The 18,740-nt window shown below is 40.4% G+C and carries 20 protein-coding genes; 4 read left to right on the top strand and 16 right to left on the bottom strand.

All coding sequences use genetic code 11. The annotated features are described in order from the left end of the window. Positions 1-24: 24 nt before the first annotated feature. On the bottom strand, positions 25-945 hold the full coding sequence (locus ACTQ9S_RS08505) for a D-Ala-D-Ala carboxypeptidase family metallohydrolase (RefSeq protein WP_350656995.1): 921 nt from the start codon (positions 943-945) through the stop codon (positions 25-27). Positions 946-1,435: 490 nt separating this feature from the next. Here ACTQ9S_RS08505 and rodA point away from each other — a divergent pair, with 490 nt between their 5' ends. Then, positions 1,436-2,578, top strand: coding sequence for a rod shape-determining protein RodA (rodA, locus tag ACTQ9S_RS08510; RefSeq protein WP_068327244.1), 1,143 nt, complete (start codon positions 1,436-1,438; stop codon positions 2,576-2,578). 899 nt (positions 2,579-3,477) lie between these two features. After that, positions 3,478-4,092: a septal ring lytic transglycosylase RlpA family protein gene (locus ACTQ9S_RS08515; protein WP_068035406.1), complete on the top strand. Its 615-nt coding sequence runs from the start codon at positions 3,478-3,480 to the stop codon at positions 4,090-4,092. A 167-nt stretch (positions 4,093-4,259) separates the two neighbouring features. On the opposite strand, the gene radA is transcribed toward ACTQ9S_RS08515, so the two are convergent. The 11 genes from radA to ACTQ9S_RS08570 form a co-directional block, all read right to left on the bottom strand. Continuing rightward, positions 4,260-5,702 (bottom strand): DNA repair protein RadA, encoded by a 1,443-nt coding sequence (gene radA, locus ACTQ9S_RS08520; RefSeq protein WP_350656994.1) that lies wholly within the window; start codon positions 5,700-5,702, stop codon positions 4,260-4,262. A 288-nt stretch (positions 5,703-5,990) separates the two neighbouring features. Continuing rightward, positions 5,991-6,701: an LPS export ABC transporter ATP-binding protein gene (gene lptB / locus ACTQ9S_RS08525; RefSeq protein ID WP_203226599.1), complete on the bottom strand. Its 711-nt coding sequence runs from the start codon at positions 6,699-6,701 to the stop codon at positions 5,991-5,993. A gap of 148 nt (positions 6,702-6,849) precedes the next feature. After that, the gene (lptA, locus tag ACTQ9S_RS08530; protein WP_350656993.1) at positions 6,850-7,404 is read right to left on the bottom strand and encodes a lipopolysaccharide transport periplasmic protein LptA; all 555 of its coding nucleotides are present in this window, start codon (positions 7,402-7,404) and stop codon (positions 6,850-6,852) included. Between the two features lie 190 nt (positions 7,405-7,594). Further along, entirely contained in the window at positions 7,595-8,182 is a 588-nt protein-coding gene (gene lptC, locus ACTQ9S_RS08535; RefSeq protein ID WP_350656992.1) for an LPS export ABC transporter periplasmic protein LptC, read from the bottom strand. Beyond that, positions 8,179-8,745, bottom strand: coding sequence for a KdsC family phosphatase (locus tag ACTQ9S_RS08540; RefSeq protein WP_350656991.1), 567 nt, complete (start codon positions 8,743-8,745; stop codon positions 8,179-8,181). Before ACTQ9S_RS08540 ends, lptC begins: the two co-directional genes overlap by 4 nt. Positions 8,746-8,801: 56 nt before the next feature. After that, positions 8,802-9,794, bottom strand: coding sequence for a KpsF/GutQ family sugar-phosphate isomerase (locus ACTQ9S_RS08545; protein ID WP_068327229.1), 993 nt, complete (start codon positions 9,792-9,794; stop codon positions 8,802-8,804). A 245-nt stretch (positions 9,795-10,039) separates the two neighbouring features. Continuing rightward, complete coding sequence (hfq, locus tag ACTQ9S_RS08550; RefSeq protein WP_068327226.1) at positions 10,040-10,588, bottom strand: RNA chaperone Hfq; 549 nt, start codon at positions 10,586-10,588, stop codon at positions 10,040-10,042. 432 nt (positions 10,589-11,020) lie between these two features. After that, a complete protein-coding gene (gene miaA / locus ACTQ9S_RS08555; RefSeq protein ID WP_351118804.1) occupies positions 11,021-12,184 on the bottom strand; it encodes a tRNA (adenosine(37)-N6)-dimethylallyltransferase MiaA in 1,164 nt (387 codons plus the stop codon). Between the two features lie 84 nt (positions 12,185-12,268). Further along, complete coding sequence (mutL, locus tag ACTQ9S_RS08560) at positions 12,269-14,092, bottom strand: DNA mismatch repair endonuclease MutL (protein ID WP_068035387.1); 1,824 nt, start codon at positions 14,090-14,092, stop codon at positions 12,269-12,271. A gap of 41 nt (positions 14,093-14,133) precedes the next feature. After that, a complete protein-coding gene (gene tsaE / locus ACTQ9S_RS08565; RefSeq protein WP_068035385.1) occupies positions 14,134-14,652 on the bottom strand; it encodes a tRNA (adenosine(37)-N6)-threonylcarbamoyltransferase complex ATPase subunit type 1 TsaE in 519 nt (172 codons plus the stop codon). Then, positions 14,652-15,266, bottom strand: coding sequence for a 6-pyruvoyl trahydropterin synthase family protein (locus ACTQ9S_RS08570; RefSeq protein WP_068035383.1), 615 nt, complete (start codon positions 15,264-15,266; stop codon positions 14,652-14,654). The genes tsaE and ACTQ9S_RS08570 overlap by 1 nt, the downstream gene beginning before the upstream one ends. Before the next feature lie 412 nt (positions 15,267-15,678). Between ACTQ9S_RS08570 and ACTQ9S_RS08575 the strand changes: the two genes are divergently transcribed. Further along, complete coding sequence (locus ACTQ9S_RS08575; protein ID WP_264753646.1) at positions 15,679-15,801, top strand: hypothetical protein; 123 nt, start codon at positions 15,679-15,681, stop codon at positions 15,799-15,801. Between the two features lie 118 nt (positions 15,802-15,919). On the opposite strand, the gene ACTQ9S_RS08580 is transcribed toward ACTQ9S_RS08575, so the two are convergent. The 3 genes from ACTQ9S_RS08580 to ACTQ9S_RS08590 form a co-directional block, all read right to left on the bottom strand. Then, positions 15,920-16,252, bottom strand: a complete 333-nt coding sequence (locus ACTQ9S_RS08580; RefSeq protein ID WP_068035381.1) for a YnfA family protein — start codon at positions 16,250-16,252, stop codon at positions 15,920-15,922. Positions 16,253-16,402: 150 nt separating this feature from the next. Then, the gene (locus tag ACTQ9S_RS08585; RefSeq protein WP_068035379.1) at positions 16,403-16,732 is read right to left on the bottom strand and encodes a DHCW motif cupin fold protein; all 330 of its coding nucleotides are present in this window, start codon (positions 16,730-16,732) and stop codon (positions 16,403-16,405) included. A gap of 58 nt (positions 16,733-16,790) precedes the next feature. Continuing rightward, positions 16,791-17,252 (bottom strand): methyltransferase family protein, encoded by a 462-nt coding sequence (locus ACTQ9S_RS08590; protein WP_068327213.1) that lies wholly within the window; start codon positions 17,250-17,252, stop codon positions 16,791-16,793. A 259-nt stretch (positions 17,253-17,511) separates the two neighbouring features. Here ACTQ9S_RS08590 and htpX point away from each other — a divergent pair, with 259 nt between their 5' ends. Continuing rightward, positions 17,512-18,423, top strand: a complete 912-nt coding sequence (htpX, locus tag ACTQ9S_RS08595) for a protease HtpX (protein ID WP_351118806.1) — start codon at positions 17,512-17,514, stop codon at positions 18,421-18,423. Positions 18,424-18,582: 159 nt separating this feature from the next. On the opposite strand, the gene ACTQ9S_RS08600 is transcribed toward htpX, so the two are convergent. After that, a complete protein-coding gene (locus ACTQ9S_RS08600; protein WP_351118807.1) occupies positions 18,583-18,708 on the bottom strand; it encodes a hypothetical protein in 126 nt (41 codons plus the stop codon). Between the last annotated feature and the right edge of the window lie 32 nt (positions 18,709-18,740).

The following is an 18,740-nucleotide window of genomic DNA, read 5'->3' on the forward strand; positions in this document are numbered from 1 at the left end:
TTTAAGTTATGGCACTGTTTAAGTTTAATAGCGACATGAGGAGCTACTACTGGCATGATTAAAACCCCACTTTCGATAACCTTGCGTATCTAGATGTATTGCGCCCGTTGAGTACAATCCTAAGCCAAAATTATGAGACTGACCTTGATATTGCCAAAATTGACATAGACCGTCTTGCAAGTTACTCAGTAGCCAAAAATTATCATCGTATTCAGGCACCCAAATATCTATTGCCCCTGCGGTCATATGTTTGCTGCTATTCGCACCACCCGCACAACCATTCAATCCTGGGCTACGATATGCTGAACGTATTTTACTACTTGCAGGCAGGATACCTTGGTTCTTTAAATTACTATAAAGCCGCAAAGTAGGTACTATATTTGACCACAATTCTTGTGGGGGCAGCTGATAAGGCTCATAACCACACTTGTCCCAGCTACGTGCAGTAGTAAGAAGCTCTTCAAGTGGTGGAACGTTTCGGGCACCAATCTGTGAGCTTAAATAACGTTGAAAATTTGCCACTTCTTGAGCACGAAAGCTGTTGCTGTTTAACCAACCATTGAAGTCCATATCAACCATACTGTTATAAGTATTACTGGCTGTGTTGTACTTAGGATTGTAAGTCACACGTTTAAAGTCAGAAGTACTATAATTTGGACTGCGAGTATTCACGCTCACACGTTTATTCTCTTCTATTGATACTTTAGAATCGAACTCATATTCGCGTTGTTTTTGGTTAATCAAACCTTGCATACTATCGCCACTTAACACAGGCGATTTATGGTTAACGCTAGCAGAAGGCGCGATATAGGCATTACTACTGCTATCACTAGCATGACGCACTTGAATACGACGCTCGCTACTGTCATTTAAAATAGCAGCATGTCCAATAACGCTGCTACTACAAACGATAAAGGCAACTAAAGGTTTTATAATTGATGTCATATGAAATTTCAGATTTATAGAAGGGTAAATATCTTTCGGGTAAATAGAAAAATTGGCCTGTTTACATTTAGGCTTATAGGAAAACCTATGAATACTATTATTTACATGGGTCATGTGAGCAGTTATCACTAATAAATATTTTATCGATACTATCAAATTTTACGCAAGCAGGCTAAACTATCGCCCCTGATAATAGCTAATAATTTTGTTATTAACATTTATCATCATCATTTTTTATAATCACGTTACTCTATTACTATCAAGTCACCCTATTGTTGTTATTTTCTACGATAGCTATACGATAATAATGTCTTAAAACTAGGTATCTTGCTACATCAAAGATACTTTTAGTAGAATTATTATATTTACCATACCTTATTTTTGATTGCTTTTTTATAGTTAGTGTTCAGATTTATGATAATAGTTAATAAAAAGCATTCTTAAACTGTCTCTTTTAATATACTTCCTTTTATTACAGTCACTTTTGCCTATGTCTTCTAATCCACAATATCGCTTTTCACGCCAAAGCCATCATTTCGGCCAACGTCATGAACGAACGCTGTGGCAGCGTATTCATATAGACCCATGGCTGACTGTACTGTTATTGCTGATTTGCTGTATTGGCCTGACTATCTTATATAGTGCTTCAACCCAAGACGTTAGTATGGTTGTCCGACAAATAGTAAGCTATGGAGTGGCTTTTACAGTCATGTTTATTATGGCGCAAGTGCCACCTAGCATCTATCGCACCTTTACTCCTGTTTTTTATGTGTTAGGACTGATACTACTGGTATTGGTTGATATTATTGGCGAAGTAAGGATGGGAGCACAGCGCTGGATTAATTTGCCAGGTTTTGGCAGCGTACAGCCATCAGAGTTTATGAAACTGGGTATGCCAATGATGTGTGCATGGTTCTTATCCAAACGTGAACTACCGCCATCATTTTCAAGTGTAATAATAACTTTGGGCATTATCATTGTACCGGTAATACTGATCGCAAAAGAGCCAGATCTTGGTACTTCACTACTCGTTGCAGCAAGTGGGCTCTTTGTCCTGTTTTTGGCAGGTCTTTCATGGTGGATGATTTCAGCAGCGCTAGCGTTAGCCATACCCTTTGTAACCTTTGCATGGTATTTTTTATTACACGATTACCAGCGTACGCGAGTGTTAACCCTTTTTAATCCTGAAGATGACGTACAGGGAGCGGGTTGGAATATTATTCAGTCTAAAACTGCCATCGGTTCTGGAGGACTATCAGGTAAAGGTTATCTAGACGGTACACAATCACAACTACACTTTTTGCCTGAAGGTCACACTGACTTTATCATTGCTGCTTTCTCAGAAGAATTTGGCCTATTCGGTGTGATACTACTTATGCTGATATATGCTTGCCTATTAATACGTGCACTATATATTGCTTTTACCCACCCTGATACCTATAGCCGCCTATTAGCAGGTGCTATTGCGATGTCGTTTTTTGTCTATGTATTTGTGAATGTTGGCATGGTTGGAGGCATTCTACCTGTTGTTGGCGTTCCCTTACCTTTCGTTAGTTACGGTGGTACTGCAATTGTAACCTTAATGGGCGGGTTTGGACTTTTGATGTCCATTCATACTCACAAAGCTGATTAGTCAAATTGTCCTGATAGCTAATATATCAAAACCATACTCCGCCCTGCTTATAAGCTTATGTAGCAGTATTTTTTACTTAAACTAAATAATATAGTGTGAGTATGAATTAATAATTAACTATGGTTCAAAAAATATGTCTTATATAAATATTGGCTTTAAGATTACAAAAATTGCAATCTAATGGTTAAAAGAACCAGAATTATAAATATAAAGAAGTAAAAATACAGATAACAATTTATATTAGATTGTTTATATTCAAAATAAAGCATATATCAAAAAGTATTATGAGTATCCGATATAAATAACATCAATTCAAAAAACAAACATTTATAAAAAATATTTATTTAGTAAATAAAAATATTCCTTATAAAAATCACACTATTATCATAAAAAATAATGTTATCTAAGACGCTGTTATTGTTACAGAAATATGTAGAAAGTTACCTGTTTATATCTTTAATACATTTGTCATTAATAACAATCATCATTAAACTTTAATCCTTGTTTTTTACAAAAATTTGCGTTACTCTCTTTTTACTACTCTTTGATACATAACATGTACAGAGTTGCTAATAAACTTTGCATTCAATTATATTTCGGTCGTAGCTGCTCCGTATAGTGAGCATCTAGCTTTTCAAAGGCACTACTTAAGTTAACGTATTCATAACAAAATAAGATAGTAAAACTTTGAATTCTTAATTAGTAGCTTTACATTGAAAATTTGCGAAATGAAAATTACCCATGTTTTGAGACTTATCCAGCCATTGCTCATATCCTATGGTACTTACATAGATGACGAGCATGCATGATCTGTAGCGTTATCAGAATTACTTTATTCTGTTGTGCTCAACCCTAGGTTTTGGATACTATGTCTTAATATATAAGTTATAGAGGTATCTATGAATAAGCGTCTATCTGGTTTACTTACAATGTCAGTGTGTTTGTTTGCTGGCTCTGCAATAGCATCTAATGCCAATGCCGTAGAAGCAAAAACATCCCTTGCGACCTTGTCTCAAGATAACGCCTCCCATATTGATCGTGTACTTGGTGAGCTTACTCGCCAACATGATAATGCTTCAAGCTTAGTAAAATCTGCACGTCAGCCAGCATCGTTAGCTATTAACAGCTCTCTATTGGCTAATGATACTAGTCAAGTCACTGATGATGAAGATGTATTAGAGCGACTGACTGCTGTGGCCTCTAATTCTGTCAGCAAGTTCAAACAAACTGGTCTCGCCTCTTGGTATGGTCGTAAGTTCCATGGCCGTAAAACTGCCAGTGGCGATACTTTTGATATGAATGGTCTGACAGCTGCTCATCGTTCTTTGCCACTAAACTGCTATGTAAAAGTAACCAATAAAACTAATGGCAAAAGCGTAGTAGTAAAGGTAAATGATCGTGGTCCATTCCATGGTAATCGCGTTCTAGATTTGTCTTATGGGGCAGCTAAACGTTTAGGCATCACTAGTAAAGGTGTTGGCAACGTTTCAATTGAACGTGTTTCAGGTCCATAGTTTTTTAGGTTATAGTTTTAAATACTCAATTAAAGTTACAGACTTAGAAAAACTAGCAATTCAAAATATATAAAGCATATTAAAAATATAAAAAAGTTCCAAACTCAAGTGAGTCTGGAACTTTTTTTATGGATGCTATTATTAAGAAAGTTTTATTCAGATGAAGACTAAATTTTGAAGGCTATCTCTATAGCATCATCCAAACGCTCTACAGCGTGTACAGTAATACCTTTGAACTGCGGCGAGTTGCTGGCAGGTGCATTTGATTTAGGAATGATAGCATGAGTAAATCCATGTTTCATGGCCTCTTTTAGGCGTTCTTGACCGTTCGGTACGGGGCGAATCTCTCCCGACAAGCCCACCTCACCGAATACTGCCAATGATGACGGCAAAGGCTTTTCTCTAATACTAGAGGCACAAGCTAATAGCACTGCCAAATCCGAACCCGTCTCTATCACTTTAACCCCGCCAACCACGTTGACATAAACGTCTTGTCCGCTAGTGTGAATACCACCATGACGGTGCATAACCGCGAGCAGCATTGATAGACGCTGAAAATCAAGCCCCAAAGCCATACGTCTTGGCTGTCCTTGAGAGTCATCAACCAGTGCTTGCACCTCAACCAATAGTGGACGTGTGCCCTCACGGCTAACCATAACCACTGAGCCAGCAACTGGCTTATCATAGCGGCTCAAAAATATGGCCGATGGATTGGCGACTTCTTTGAGACCCATGTCAGTCATACCAAAGATACCCAGCTCATTAACGGCGCCAAAGCGGTTTTTGACGGCACGAATCATACGAAATCGTGAGTCAGACTGTCCTTCAAAGTATAAAACTGTGTCCACCATGTGCTCAAGTACTCTTGGACCTGCCAATGTACCTTCTTTGGTCACATGTCCAACTAAAAACAAAGCCGTCCCAGTCTGTTTGGCATAGCGAGTCAAAATAGCTGCCGACTCTCGAATTTGGCTGACACCGCCAGGAGCTGAATTAATCGCATCCGTATAAATGGTCTGAATCGAATCAATAATTGCAATAGCAGGCTGCTCTTGAGTTAGTGCGGCGCAAATGGTCTCTACATTGGTTTCAGCCAGAACTCGCAAACGATCAGCAGGTAAATCTAAACGTTTGGCTCGCATCGCCACCTGTGCCAATGACTCTTCACCAGTTACATAGAGCGCACTACCCGCTAACGAATCTGCACGTGCCATATTGGTCGCCGTTTGCAGCAAAATAGTAGATTTCCCAATACCAGGATCACCACCTATCAGTACCACCGAACCGGCAACCAACCCACCACCTAATACTCGGTCAAACTCGCTAATACCTGTTGGCAGACGTGTGTCTAACCCTACACTAACGGCATTAAGAGGCATGACAGCACTATGCGTTCCTGAATAATTTCCTGTTGGAGCACCACCATTTGCGCCACGCGGCGTTGCTCTATTGGCTGCGGGTTTAGAGGTATTTTTATTATGATGCGGCATACTAACATTTGGGGCTTCTATTAAACTGTTCCATTCGCCGCAATCAGAGCACTGTCCCGACCATTTACCAAAATGTGCACCGCAGTGCTGACAGACATAGCTACTTTTATTTTTTGCCATCGTGTATGCGCCCTGTTTAGGTTGCGAAATAAAGAGAGATTAAGATAGTTTTATTTATATAGGATAAGTCATCATAAATTATGATAAACCAATAACCGCTTCGATAAAAAAGAATGAAGGTTGGTAATGCAGACGTGAAAGTGCAGAGTTAGATGAATTAATTATAATAGTTAAATTGGGTTAGTAAATAAAAACTCAAGATGTATCGAATACTATAAAAATATTTTTAACCGCTCATCTATAGTTCTTATTTATGAGTTATAGATGAGCGGCTACGCACAGGATTACCTATACTTGAAAGTCTTTACCTAAATAGACTGATTTTACTAGCTCATTATCTAATACTTCACACGATGTGCCTTCAGCGATAATGGCACCTTCTGAAACAATATAAGCTTTATCACAAATGGCTAAGGTATCACGAACGTTATGATCGGTGATTAGTACGCCAATACCGCGATTTTTTAACGCCAAAATAACGTCTTTGATATCACCAACAGAGATAGGATCAACCCCAGCAAAAGGCTCATCTAATAAGATAAACTTAGGGTCAGCTGCTAAAGCGCGTGCAATCTCACAACGGCGACGCTCACCGCCTGAGACACTCATCCCTAGGGATTTACGTACATGCTCCAAATGGAACTCACCGATTAATTTTTCAAGCTCTTGTCGCTGTTCGGCGGCTGATAACTCTTTACGAGTTTGCAAAATAGCCAAGATATTATCTTCGATTGATAACTTACGAAAGATAGAAGCCTCTTGTGGCAGGTAACCAATACCAGCACGAGCACGCTCATGCATGGCATACTTAGACAAGTCCATTTTGCTTAAGGTAACGCGGCCTTTATCCATATTGACTAAACCGACTACCATATAAAAGCTGGTTGTCTTACCTGCACCGTTAGGTCCTAGCAAGCCAACGACTTGTCCTTGCTCGACAGAGAATGAGACATCTTTAACTACCCAGCGCTTGCCGTAACGCTTACCTAAATTTTGCATCGTCAGACGCTCGACTACAGGCGTAGTCGTACTGTTTTTTACAGACGTATTCTGACTGTCAAGACTGCTATTAAAACTGCTACTATCACTCATACGATACTCATACTAATGCAAAATTTAGACGCTTATAAAAACTGACAAAATCATTCTAGCGTATACCGCTTTGGTTGGTATTATTATTGGGTGGAAGTACCAGTTCAACACGCTGGCTATTACCAGCTGTGGCCTCAACATCTCCAGCTTTTAGGCTATAACGAATCACATTACCCGCAAAGCTAGCTCCATTTTGAACCAGTCTTGCATTACCCGTTAAGGTAATAATACCGCTCACTGCATTGTAATCAATCTTGTTTGCTTGGCCTTTTGCCAGTCCTTTTTCTTGAGTAATGACTTGTTGCATCGTCGCTGGACGTCCAGTTGCCACTGCCGAATTAATGCTGCGCTGCTGCGATAAATTTACGGTGATATCATCAGCAGTAAGCTTTAGTGTACCCTGAGTAATAATGACATTACCAGAGTAACTGGTGACACCAGTACGCTCGCTATAAGTCGCTTTATCTGCCAATAACTTGATGGATTGATTGGCATCTGATGGCAACGCATGACTATATAGCGGTAATGCTAATATCATGGTTATCGGTAAAATACGTAAAAATTGTGGCACTTGATTGCAACGAATGGCAGGCAAAAATTTAGGTTTCATAAGCAGTTACTCTTTTATAATTAGGAGGTAATGAGTAGTAGAAAAGCAAAAGCCGTTAGGTAACTAAACTAAATTAATAAAGTTGAATATCGAGTAGTAATAAGTGAGTCACTTGTTAGACAATTTATTGCGAGTACCTTTACCCTCTATTTTAAACTATCTGAGGCTATCATACGTACTATACAAGATATTAAAATAATGCTTTATCTTGACGCTCAGCTGGCGTAAAGGTCACAGCCACTTGCCCAAATTCATATTCACCAGTCTCAAGATTGGCTTTCATACTGGAAGCCTCAAAACGATTCATACCCTGCTCAACCTTGACTGACTCATCGCTATAGACTTGGCGTGATTTAGTATTACCTTTGAGCGTCTGACCTGTGACTTTAATCGGTTCAATATCTGATGCCACACCAGCTTTGTCTTCACTAACCAAGGTAAAGCCACCAGATAAACGCAGCTCTCCTGTTTGTTGATTAATAGTAGCACTGCCCGCTTGAATCTTATAACGCTGCTCATCAGATGGCTCCCAATTCATGGTAATACCTGACATCTCATCTTGATTGGTCACTGGATTATGTGTCAGTGAGTCAGCATTGAGCTCGTACTCCGTCTCGCCTTGTTCATTGGTTTGTACCGCTTTGATATCAGTCGCCTCATAATCAACTTCAGAAGCTTCTATATTTACTGGTGGCGTAATCTTACCTTGTTGCTGAAAAAACCAACCAGCGATACCAGCAATGATTAACGCTAAGATAATTAAAACACGAGTATTCACGACAAGTTATCCTGCGCCTGTACTTTATCAAGCGTATAGTGCGCGATAAAGTCTTGATAGTGTCCATGACCTTTTAAAATAAGATCACATACTTCACGTACTGCTCCTGTACCACCTGCGCGCGTAGTCACCATATCACTGCGGTTAATCACTTCGGCATGTGCATTAGGCACTGTCGCAGCAAAGCCAACCGTTTGCATAGCTTTAATATCAGGTAAATCATCACCCATATAAGCGCAATCGGCAGCGGTAATGTTTAATGCTGGATCTAATGTCGAAAGCAGCTCTGTTAAGGCGATAAGCTTATCGTCACGGCCTTGTACCACATAGTCAACACCCGTCTCAGCGGCGCGCTTATTGACCATAGGGCTACTACGACCAGTAATAATAGCGGTTAAAATACCATAACGTGCTAAAGACTTAATCCCAACGCCATCTTGCACTGAGAATGCTTTGGTCTCAATGCCATTAGCATCATAGATTATCTGACCATTAGATAAGATACCGTCAACATCCATTACAAGCATTTTAACTTGTCCGGCTTTTTTGATTAAGTCTTGCATAATTTATCTCTTATGAAGTATTTTATTCAATTGTAAAATCTATTCAGTTTAAGTTATTACTTTACACCTGCTTGTAGCAAGTCATGTACGGTAATAATAGCCTCTAAACGCTCTTGCTCATCTATCACCAATAACTGGCTAATCGCATTTTCGTTCATTACGCTTAACGCATCTGATGCGCGCATTGTTTTGCTCACTTGACGTGGATTAGTACTCATCACATCATGTATTGGGATAGCAAGATCGATACCTTTTTCTAAACCACGGCGCAAATCCCCATCTGTAAATACACCAACGACTTTTTTCTCATCATCAACTACCACTGTCATACCCAAACGACCAGCAGACATGATGAATAGCGCATCTTGCAATGGGGCTTTTTGATTGATGAGAGGCAGGTTTTCTACATTACTGTGCATCAAGTCCTCTACTCGCGTTAAGAGCTGACGACCAAGTGCGCCTGCTGGATGCGATAACGCAAAATCCTCTGAGGTAAAGTTGCGTGCATGCACTAAAGCGACAGCTAAGGCATCTCCCAACGCTAAAGTGGCGGTAGTACTAGAGGTAGGTGCTAGATTAAGCGGACAAGCTTCTTGTGATTTACCAAGCGTTAATACAATGTCAGCTGCGCGCGGTAGCATACCGCGTTTATCTCGGCTAATACTTATCAGCGGAATACCCAGCCTTTTGACGACTGGCAATAACGTCTTAATCTCGTCAGATTCACCAGAGTTAGAGATGGCCAGTAGCACATCGCCTTTTACAAGCATTCCTAAATCGCCATGACCTGCTTCGCCAGGATGCATAAAAAATGCTGGCGTTCCAGTCGAGGCGAAAGTCGCTGCTATTTTGCGCCCAATCAGTCCTGACTTACCCATACCAGTCACGACTACTCGACCCTTACAAGCCAAAATAATATCACAAGCTTGCGCAAACCTATCGTCTATTTGCTCCGTTAACAATGCCAGTGCTGCCATCTCAGTATTGATGGCATCAATAGCAGTGGTTATAAATTGGGCATGGGTAAGGTTTTTTGCGCAGTTGCTCATGGTTTGACTCGATACTTATAATGGATACCGTATTTTACTATATTGGGAGTAATATTAATAATACAGCCTAGAAAATTTTAATGGTGCGCCAGATTAATAACAGAATAGCGATAGTGGCAGTAATATCGCTATGGTTTGTATAATACTCATCTGGTTTATACAAAAAAGACCCACTCAATAGCAGGTCTTTTTTATTAATAAAGGCGATTACTAACGATATGATGCGCCTTCATATGTATCTTCGATTAATTGTTGTTATTGTTATCAATATCATCATTTGGCTTATCTTCAGGGTCAGTGCTTTCTGCTGGGTTTTCAAATCCACGATCTTGACCAAAACCACCACGCTCAAACCCGCGATCCTGACCTTGACCTAAACCGCCACGTTCAAACCCACGATCTTGACCTTGGCTGAAGCCACCACGATTAAAACCGCTACGATTAGAAGCAAAACCGCGTTCTTCAAAACCGCTAGCTGCACCTGCAGTGCTACCACGCTCAAACCCACTACTAGTACTACCACCTTGATATCCAGCGGCACCTTGAGTCTGCATGCTACTACCTGTAGTCGCCGTTGTACTCGTGCCTCGTGGATTACGCGCTGGCACTACAGTTGAGATAGCATGCTTATAAACCATTTGACTGACAGTATTCTTAAGTAAAACAACATATTGGTCAAATGATTCAATTTGGCCTTGCAATTTAATGCCGTTGACCAAAAAAATAGACACCGGAATGCGGTCTTTACGTAGTGAGTTTAAGAACGGATCTTGTAATGTTTGTCCTTTTGACATAAAAACTCTCCTAAATATTATATAATTATATTATAAGTGCTTGTTTAATTATAATGGTTAGAGGAAGATACAATAATAAGTTTTACTAATAAAACGTATCTAAATAAGCACTAATTTTTCTTGAGTAATTCTACTTTATCTTGAATGCCACATTATTGTAAATAATTAAGTAACCAGTTGTTTCTATGGTAGTTTTTATTAGAAAAAAACACTTTAATGTAACAACCAATTAGCAATAGTCAACATAACCTGCCTATAAATGGTAGGTTACCAAATTATAACAGCTATCTAGACTACACTTTGAAACTTATTGTGATTTATTTTTATTGTCGATATCAACTTATAAAGCATGTTGTTTACTACTAATAGCATATGTACTTAATGTCATGTACCGTTTTTCAGATAGTATCAACGATTAGTATTAATTAATAATCAACGTAGATATTCACCAGCTTGCGCCATGGTCGTAAATGATGGTATGACGATTTTGTTATTTTTATCATCACCTGTTGAATCAGTATTAATAATCGGTAATTGAGTTAACTTACGAAGCCAAGTGTATTGACGCTTTGCCAGTTGCCTTGTAGCATATAATGCCTTATTTTGCATTTGATAACAAGCAAGCGCCTCAGCCTGACTATTAAGCATTGATGACTGTGCTTGCGACTGAAACGCGATATTCTGTTTCATGTTTTGATTGGCTAATTCTTCGGGTTCACCAAAGGCATCATTGAACTGAGCTTTATCCAAATGCGGTTGCTCAAATATTGGATGATTAGTATGTACTAGGTATTCTAATACTTGACGATAGCCAACGCAGCGCATAGAAGGCAGATTTGGTGTCAGTGGATACTGCTCAAGCAAGCTAACTACTTCAGTTACTAGCCCCTCATTCCACATGATATCTAAACGCTGTGCGATGCGCTCATGTAACCATGGGCGATCAGGCATCACTGCTAATGCATGCCACTGCTGATTGGGATTGTGCGCCAATGCTTGCTTAGGCTTATGCTGCCACTCACTGATAGGAATGTCTGTTTGCAGATATACCTCAATAGCGCGAGTAATACGTTGAGTATCAGTGGCATTAAGACGCTGATAACTTATCGGATCAACCTCACCCAGATAGTCATATAGCTCACTAATGCCCTCTTCCTGTCGCCACTGCTCCACGCGTACGCGAACACTATCATCGCTATCAGGTACTGGAGATAGCCCATCCAGTAGCGCCATGTAATACATCATGGTGCCGCCGACTAGTAAGGGTATCTTGCCGTTCTCGTGACAGCTATCAATCAAACGGGCGACATCGCTGACGAACTCAGCGACACTATAGCTCTGCATAGGATCAATAATATCAACTAAATGATGTGGATAGCGCGCCAGCTCAGCAGTCGTTGGTTTGGCTGTACCGATATTCATATCACGATATATTAGAGCCGAATCTACTGAGATTAGCTCATAACGACCTGTATCGTACAACTCATAAGCCAGTGCAGTCTTACCGCTCGCGGTTGGTGCCATCAAGCAAACCACGCTATTATCCGCTAAATTGGGACTCAAGCTACGGGATGAGCTATCAAACGAATATCGCATAGGGATGCCTTTACTGGTTGTAGTTTGAATAGATAGAACAGAGGATAGCTATATAAAAGCTAGTATTTATTGTTCAGGCTCAGATTAACTGAATGTAGTTTGTTCGGAGGCAGATAATAGCATCAACGAAACTAATTGATTGCGATCTATGACTTTTATTGCATTGTTAGTTAGCAACTCTTCAACATCTACTATAAAAATCGTCAAATCTTGCGCAGTCATTTGCGCGCTTACAATAGCAAGTTGCTGATTGACACATGCTGCGCTATTTAGCATTTCATCTTTTTTAAATATATTACTGCTAAGTACATGTGACTCAAATAATAGACGAAGCTTTGAGTGCCAATCTGCTGCACTAATAAGTGAAAGCTGTCCTTGGTTGTAAAACAATAACCAAGGCAGCGATTTATCATCGATGTCTTTAGGGTTAGAAGATTCACTTACTAAACCATTTAAGCTATTAATAACATCCAAGCAAACTGGTAAATGCCCTGTCTTTATAAATGAGCTATTCAAAATATTAAGGCTATCAGCGGAAGTTGCACTTGAAGGTTTAACATTCTTATCAGACGATTCGTCAACATAAGATTTTGCTGAACAGAATTCCGCTACGTTTTTAGAGAACTGTTTGCTTGCTGACAGTTGATACGGATATTTAGGAGTATGTACTTGATTGTTTTGCGCTAAGTTACTAGTAGCAAATGTCTTAGGCAATGACGCATTAAAAGATGTGCTTGGAGAGGTATTTCTGTCTAGCGTCTGTTTATCGTAATCGGTAGTTGCTACCGTCTCCGTTGTACTAACCGTTTTAAGTTTCAAACGAACTGCATGGCTTAAATGTGCCATGATATTATTTAACGGGCTGATTTTGATCCGCTGTTTGGATGGATGCACATTGATATTGAGCCACTCGGTTGGTAGATCAAAATAAAGGGCGTAACCGATGCTACTAAGTCCAGCACTGTGAGCAAGTTGGCGCAACTGATTGCTAACGAGCGGCTCTTTTACCAAACGACCATTCACATATAGCAGCTTTGGCAAGGCGTCCTGTGAATCAGTGCTAGGCCATAACCAACCACTGATACTTACCTGATTACCTGAGTAATGATTATCAGCATACCCTATAGGCTGCTGCATTAGACTCGATAAATCAATTGCTACTTCTAGCGCGTTATCCGTCAATGGCCTACCCGTCGCTTGTTCAAGACGCGATAACGGCAGACGACTAGCGTTATTGTTTTTTCCGTTAACATTTATCGATAACGAACTTGAAGACAATGCACTTGACAGCGACAGCCGTTTTTTATTGTCGTGAAAGAGACTAAGCGCCACATCAGCGCGTGCCAAAGCTACTTCACGCACAATCGTTTCAATATGGTTAAACTCGGTCGAAATAGATTTCAAATTACCGCGGCGTGCTGGCACGTTAAAGTATAAGTCCTTTACCGTGATTGTCGTACCGCGATTGTGCACAACAGGTATCAGTTTCGGCAGATCATCTAAGATACCAGTGACCTGCAACTGACGTCCGATACCACTGTCATCATGACTACTGGTTAGCGTCAATCGTGAAACTGCCGCCGTTGCTGCCAATGCCTCCCCGCGAAAACCCAAAGTAGTAATACCATGTAAATTTGCGACATCAGCAACTTTACTGGTCGCGTGACGAGTAATCGCCATGACCATATCATCAGGATGAATACCAACACCATTGTCCACCACTTCAATCATACCCATGCCGCCTTGAGTAATATGCACTTCAATATTACTGGCACCAGCATCGATAGCATTTTCAAGCAACTCTTTAACCACAGCTGATGGACGCGTCACAACCTCACCTGCTGCTAATTGATTGATTAGTAGCGGTGATAGTTTTTTGATTCGTGTATTAGAGTGATTATCTAGCATTAGTGAGGGTCATATATTTTGGATTGCAGGCATTTTTTGAGCTAAATTTTCAAAACTGATAAGTCTAAGCCTTGCGCTTCCCCTATCTTTGATAATCGTATCTCCACCTGACGTGACTCATCAACGCTTTGAGTCATATCAATGAACAGTGTCGGCGGTGGTAGATAATTATCAGCACGGCTTGGCCATTCGATAATAACCAGCGCATCTTTATCATCAAGGTACTCATCAAAACCAATAAGAGACAACTCTTCAGGGTCTTGTATACGATATAAATCAGTATGATAAACCAGCTTAGTTACGCCATTGCCTTGCTCAATACTATAAGGCTCGACCAAAGTATAAGTCGGGCTTTTTACCGCACCTTTATGCCCAAGTGCTTGCAACCAATAGCGTGTCAGCGTGGTTTTACCTGCGCCCAAATCACCTGCCAGCCAAACGCTACCTGACACTAACAAGGCGGCAAGCTGCTCGGCTAAGCTTTCGGTATCTGCTTCTGAATATAGAGTTAATATTCGCAACTGTTTATCAGTAAAAGGCGTATCATTATGATTAGACATCAGACTGTACCTGCTTGTTGTTCGTGAACCTGCATCGTTACAGAAGGATTTACAAAATTCTCACCGCGTATCAGCTTGGCATATAATTCAGGATCATGCCACTCACTACAGACTTGCTCGCTAAATTCAAAATCCTCTAATACCAGCTTGCCCATTTGCTCATTAGCCACATCATCAGCAAAACACTGGGCATAACCAGTTGCGGTTTCGTGTGCAATTACCGAGTAGACGCTGACATCAGACTCACCATTTTGCATTTGGGTTTGTTTTAGGATTTCTTGTGCCCAAAAGAAGATAACTCGTGAGAACTGCTCTGCTGAAGGTGACACTGGCAAACTAATCCAGCGTGCACTGAACTTCTTACAGGCAGCGATATACTCAGGATCGTCTTTATTCCAAAAACAAATCGCATGATCAAAGCTATCGATGATGTCTTTGATCGAAGACTTTAATAAGCCAAAATCATAGACCATTTGCCCATGATCTAGACGAGTGGCCTCTAAGATAAGTTCAATCTGATAACTATGACCATGGATAGAGTGTTTGCAGCGTTCAGAGCTACAGTTACGAACAATATGAGCATTTTCAAATTTAAATAGTTTACGAATACGCATAATAATTTTGACCAAAACAGTAAGCACTATTGTGCTAGATATTAATAAGTAAGAGTTTGCCAAACCTAATCATTGGCTTAACGCTTATTATAGCAAATCGGCATGTATCCGTAAGTAAGCACTTATTAATACTATTATTGTTTTACACATCATTCGAGCGCGACTCTAGCCAAAAACTCAATTTGAATACGCTTAATTTCAATATAAAAGCAAAGTTGAATATAACCGAGCTCAAAAGGATGAATTGAGTGGAGCGTAGGGAAATTGTGCTATCGCTATCTATTGCGGAGGCTTAGGGCTATACTTAATTCAGAACGCAGCGTCTGCGGCAATTGTATCAATACCGCCCGATAGTCAGCCCCATTTGACTTAATCAGAAGGCAGTATAAGTTATCTTAAAAAGGAAAGAACCATGAGTAAAGGTCAAGATAGTAAGAAGAATGTAAAAAAGAAACCGCTGTTAACAGCAAAAGAGAAAAAAGCCGCCAAAAAATCTAAAAAAGAAGATAATGGTAGTATCTTAGGCAAACATTAATATTAAGTACATCAATATGCTAATTGAACCTATATTAATCTGAACTATAATATTAAAGCTGTGCCACTTGAATCTCACGGTTTGATTGGCATTTTTTATGCTAGGCGCTGCTTTTGTATTAGGTGCTGCGTGGCGCAAACATAATAATCGCCATTCCCAGCAGCGCGACCGCAGAACCTAATATATCCCATGTGGTTGGTCGAATGCCGTTGATAGTCCATAGCCAAATAATTGCCATTGCAACATACACCCCACCGTAAGCCGCATAAACTCGACCTACAGCGGTTGGATGTAAGGTCAGCAACCATACAAAGGCTGCCAGACTAAGCACACCGGGGATAAGTAGCCAAATTGACTTACCTTCTCGCAGCCATAGATAAGGCAGATAGCAACCCACAATTTCAGCCAATGCTGTCAGCACAAACAGCCCAACGGTTTTCAATTCAGTCAAAACCACTACTCCTAAACGGTGATAAATCCGGTCAAATACTGCACGGCATTGCCAGAAATAAACACTCTATCGCCCGTAACGACACAATCCAGAATCCCGCCTTTTATATTCTCATTTTTAGTCACATTTATAATACTTTTACGAGCATCATTAATCCACAATAAACAGCTTAGCGCCTATCTTCGTTGACGAGCAATGCGCGATTGTATCGTCCGCTACTTGATAAGTCATACCCGGTGTCAAGGTAAAAGTACGACCGTCCTTTAATTCCGTGTTTAATTCTCCTTCAACACAGAACAAAATGTGCCCTTTATAGCACCAGTGATCCGCAAGGTAGCCTGCAGAATACTCAACCATATGCACATTGATATTGTTAAATTCGCAAGTCTTCCAATACCCTGTGCCAGTCTCACCTTTGATTTCTACTGCTTCTACTTCCGTCCAGTCAGTAATCCCAAAAGGTATATTTTTCATTTCCATAACATTATCTCCCTGATTTAATCGTTAATTAATAATAAAACATTTTACCTACTATACCTCAAATCCAACGCCGCACCTTCTTTAGATACGTTTGATAACGCTTGCCAAATTTTTGTTCCATCATCCGCTCTTCTGGCTGAATCTGAAAACGAGTCATATAAAGCATAAAAACTGGCACTAACACAAACGCAAGAAAGTGAGACAAATATAATGCCCAGCATAATAAGATAAGTACCAATCCCACATACATAGGATTGCGAGTGTATTGATAAATACCGCGTGTCACTAGATTCGTAGATTTTTCGGGAGTATGTGGATTAACGGTAGTTTGTGCTTTTTTAAATTCAGCCACTCCCATAATACCACTGCCCAATCCTATAACACCCAAACAAATCGCTAGTGCAGTTGAGCCATTAAAAGAGAACTGCAAGCTTGGCATGATTTTAGCTACGCCATACATGGCAGCTGCGGTAATGGTGACCTGGGCTACAGGTGGTACTTTTAGCTCTAGAGCGTTCATTATTAGACCTTATGCATGATTAAATGATATATCTGAACAGTTGACTGTCTATTAGATGAGCTGACTGTTTTTAATTCTTATGCTTTCGTTCTTTTGGCGATTTCGGTGTGTGTGGACGGTTAACTGAGATTGTTATTTATCAAGACAACGCCATTTATGAAGAGCTATAATATATAAAAACATATATAAAGCAATAATATCTCAATTATGAGATTAGGTCTTAAAGTTGCATTTAAATTTTAATTGGGAAGTTAACGTAATGATGCGTATTGGATTGTTTTTATTGACCAACTTAGCGGTGATTGTGGTATTTAGCATCGTGTTTGGTATCTTATCCAGATTTTTTGGGATTGGTGGTGTACACACTGCAGGTGGATTAAATTACACCAGCCTTGCCATTATGTGCGGTATATATGGCATGGTTGGTTCGATGGTATCACTATTTATCTCAAAATGGATGGCGAAAAGATCGACAGGGACGGTTGTTATTGAGTCGCCAAGCAATGCTACTGAACAATGGCTGGTGGATACCGTCGCTAAACAAGCTCGAGCGGTAAATATTGGGATGCCAGAAGTAGGTATTTTTAATAATTCCCAGCCAAACGCCTTTGCAACGGGCTGGAATAAAAACAAAGCTTTAGTCGCTGTTTCATCTGGTCTATTGCAGAACATGAATCAAGATGAAGTAGAAGCGGTGCTCGCGCATGAGATTGGTCACGTGGCAAACGGTGATATGGTAACCCTTGCGCTCATTCAAGGCGTGATAAATGCCTTTGTGATGTTCTTCGCGCGTATTATTGGTAGCTTCGTTGACCGCACTGTCTTTAAAAACACCAGCGATAGACCCGGTATTGGTTACTTTGTCACTAGTATCGTAATGGATATTCTACTTGGATTCTTGGCGTCTGCCATCGTCATGTGGTTCTCACGTCTGCGTGAATTCCGTGCTGATGAGATGGGTGCAAAGCTTGCCAGCAAAGACAAAATGATTAGTGCGCTTGATGCCTTGCGCCCTTCTGCACAACGTCCAGATCAAATGCCAGAGAGTATGAAAGCGTTTGCTATCTCATCAGGACAATCTACGGGCTTTAGTATCGCTAACCTTTTCCGCTCACACCCAACGCTTGATGATCGTATTGCGGCATTGAGGAAGTATAATCCTAGTAAGTAGTAAAAACCTTGATGGATTGATTAGAGCGTAGGATGCGCCCAGCGCACAGATAAAAATTGCTCAAACCACGATAGATAGTAGCAAGAACGCGATGTCACCGCTAGCCCTGACTGTAGCGGCTATCCTGTCATAACTGCTAGGTTGCAAAGGCTCGGTGGGTCAGGGTGTCGCGGTAGCAGCAACCTGTCCCGCCAGTAGCCGCTGCCCTAGCAGAAATGGCAGATAATAGCGGATGGCAGGATTGGCTTCCCTACTTCTCCGTAAAGTCACACTACAATCAAACATAAAAAAAGCTTATCTATAAAAGATAAGCTTTT

Source organism: Psychrobacter sp. ASPA161_9, from assembly GCF_051970275.1.
Taxonomy (GTDB): domain Bacteria; phylum Pseudomonadota; class Gammaproteobacteria; order Pseudomonadales; family Moraxellaceae; genus Psychrobacter.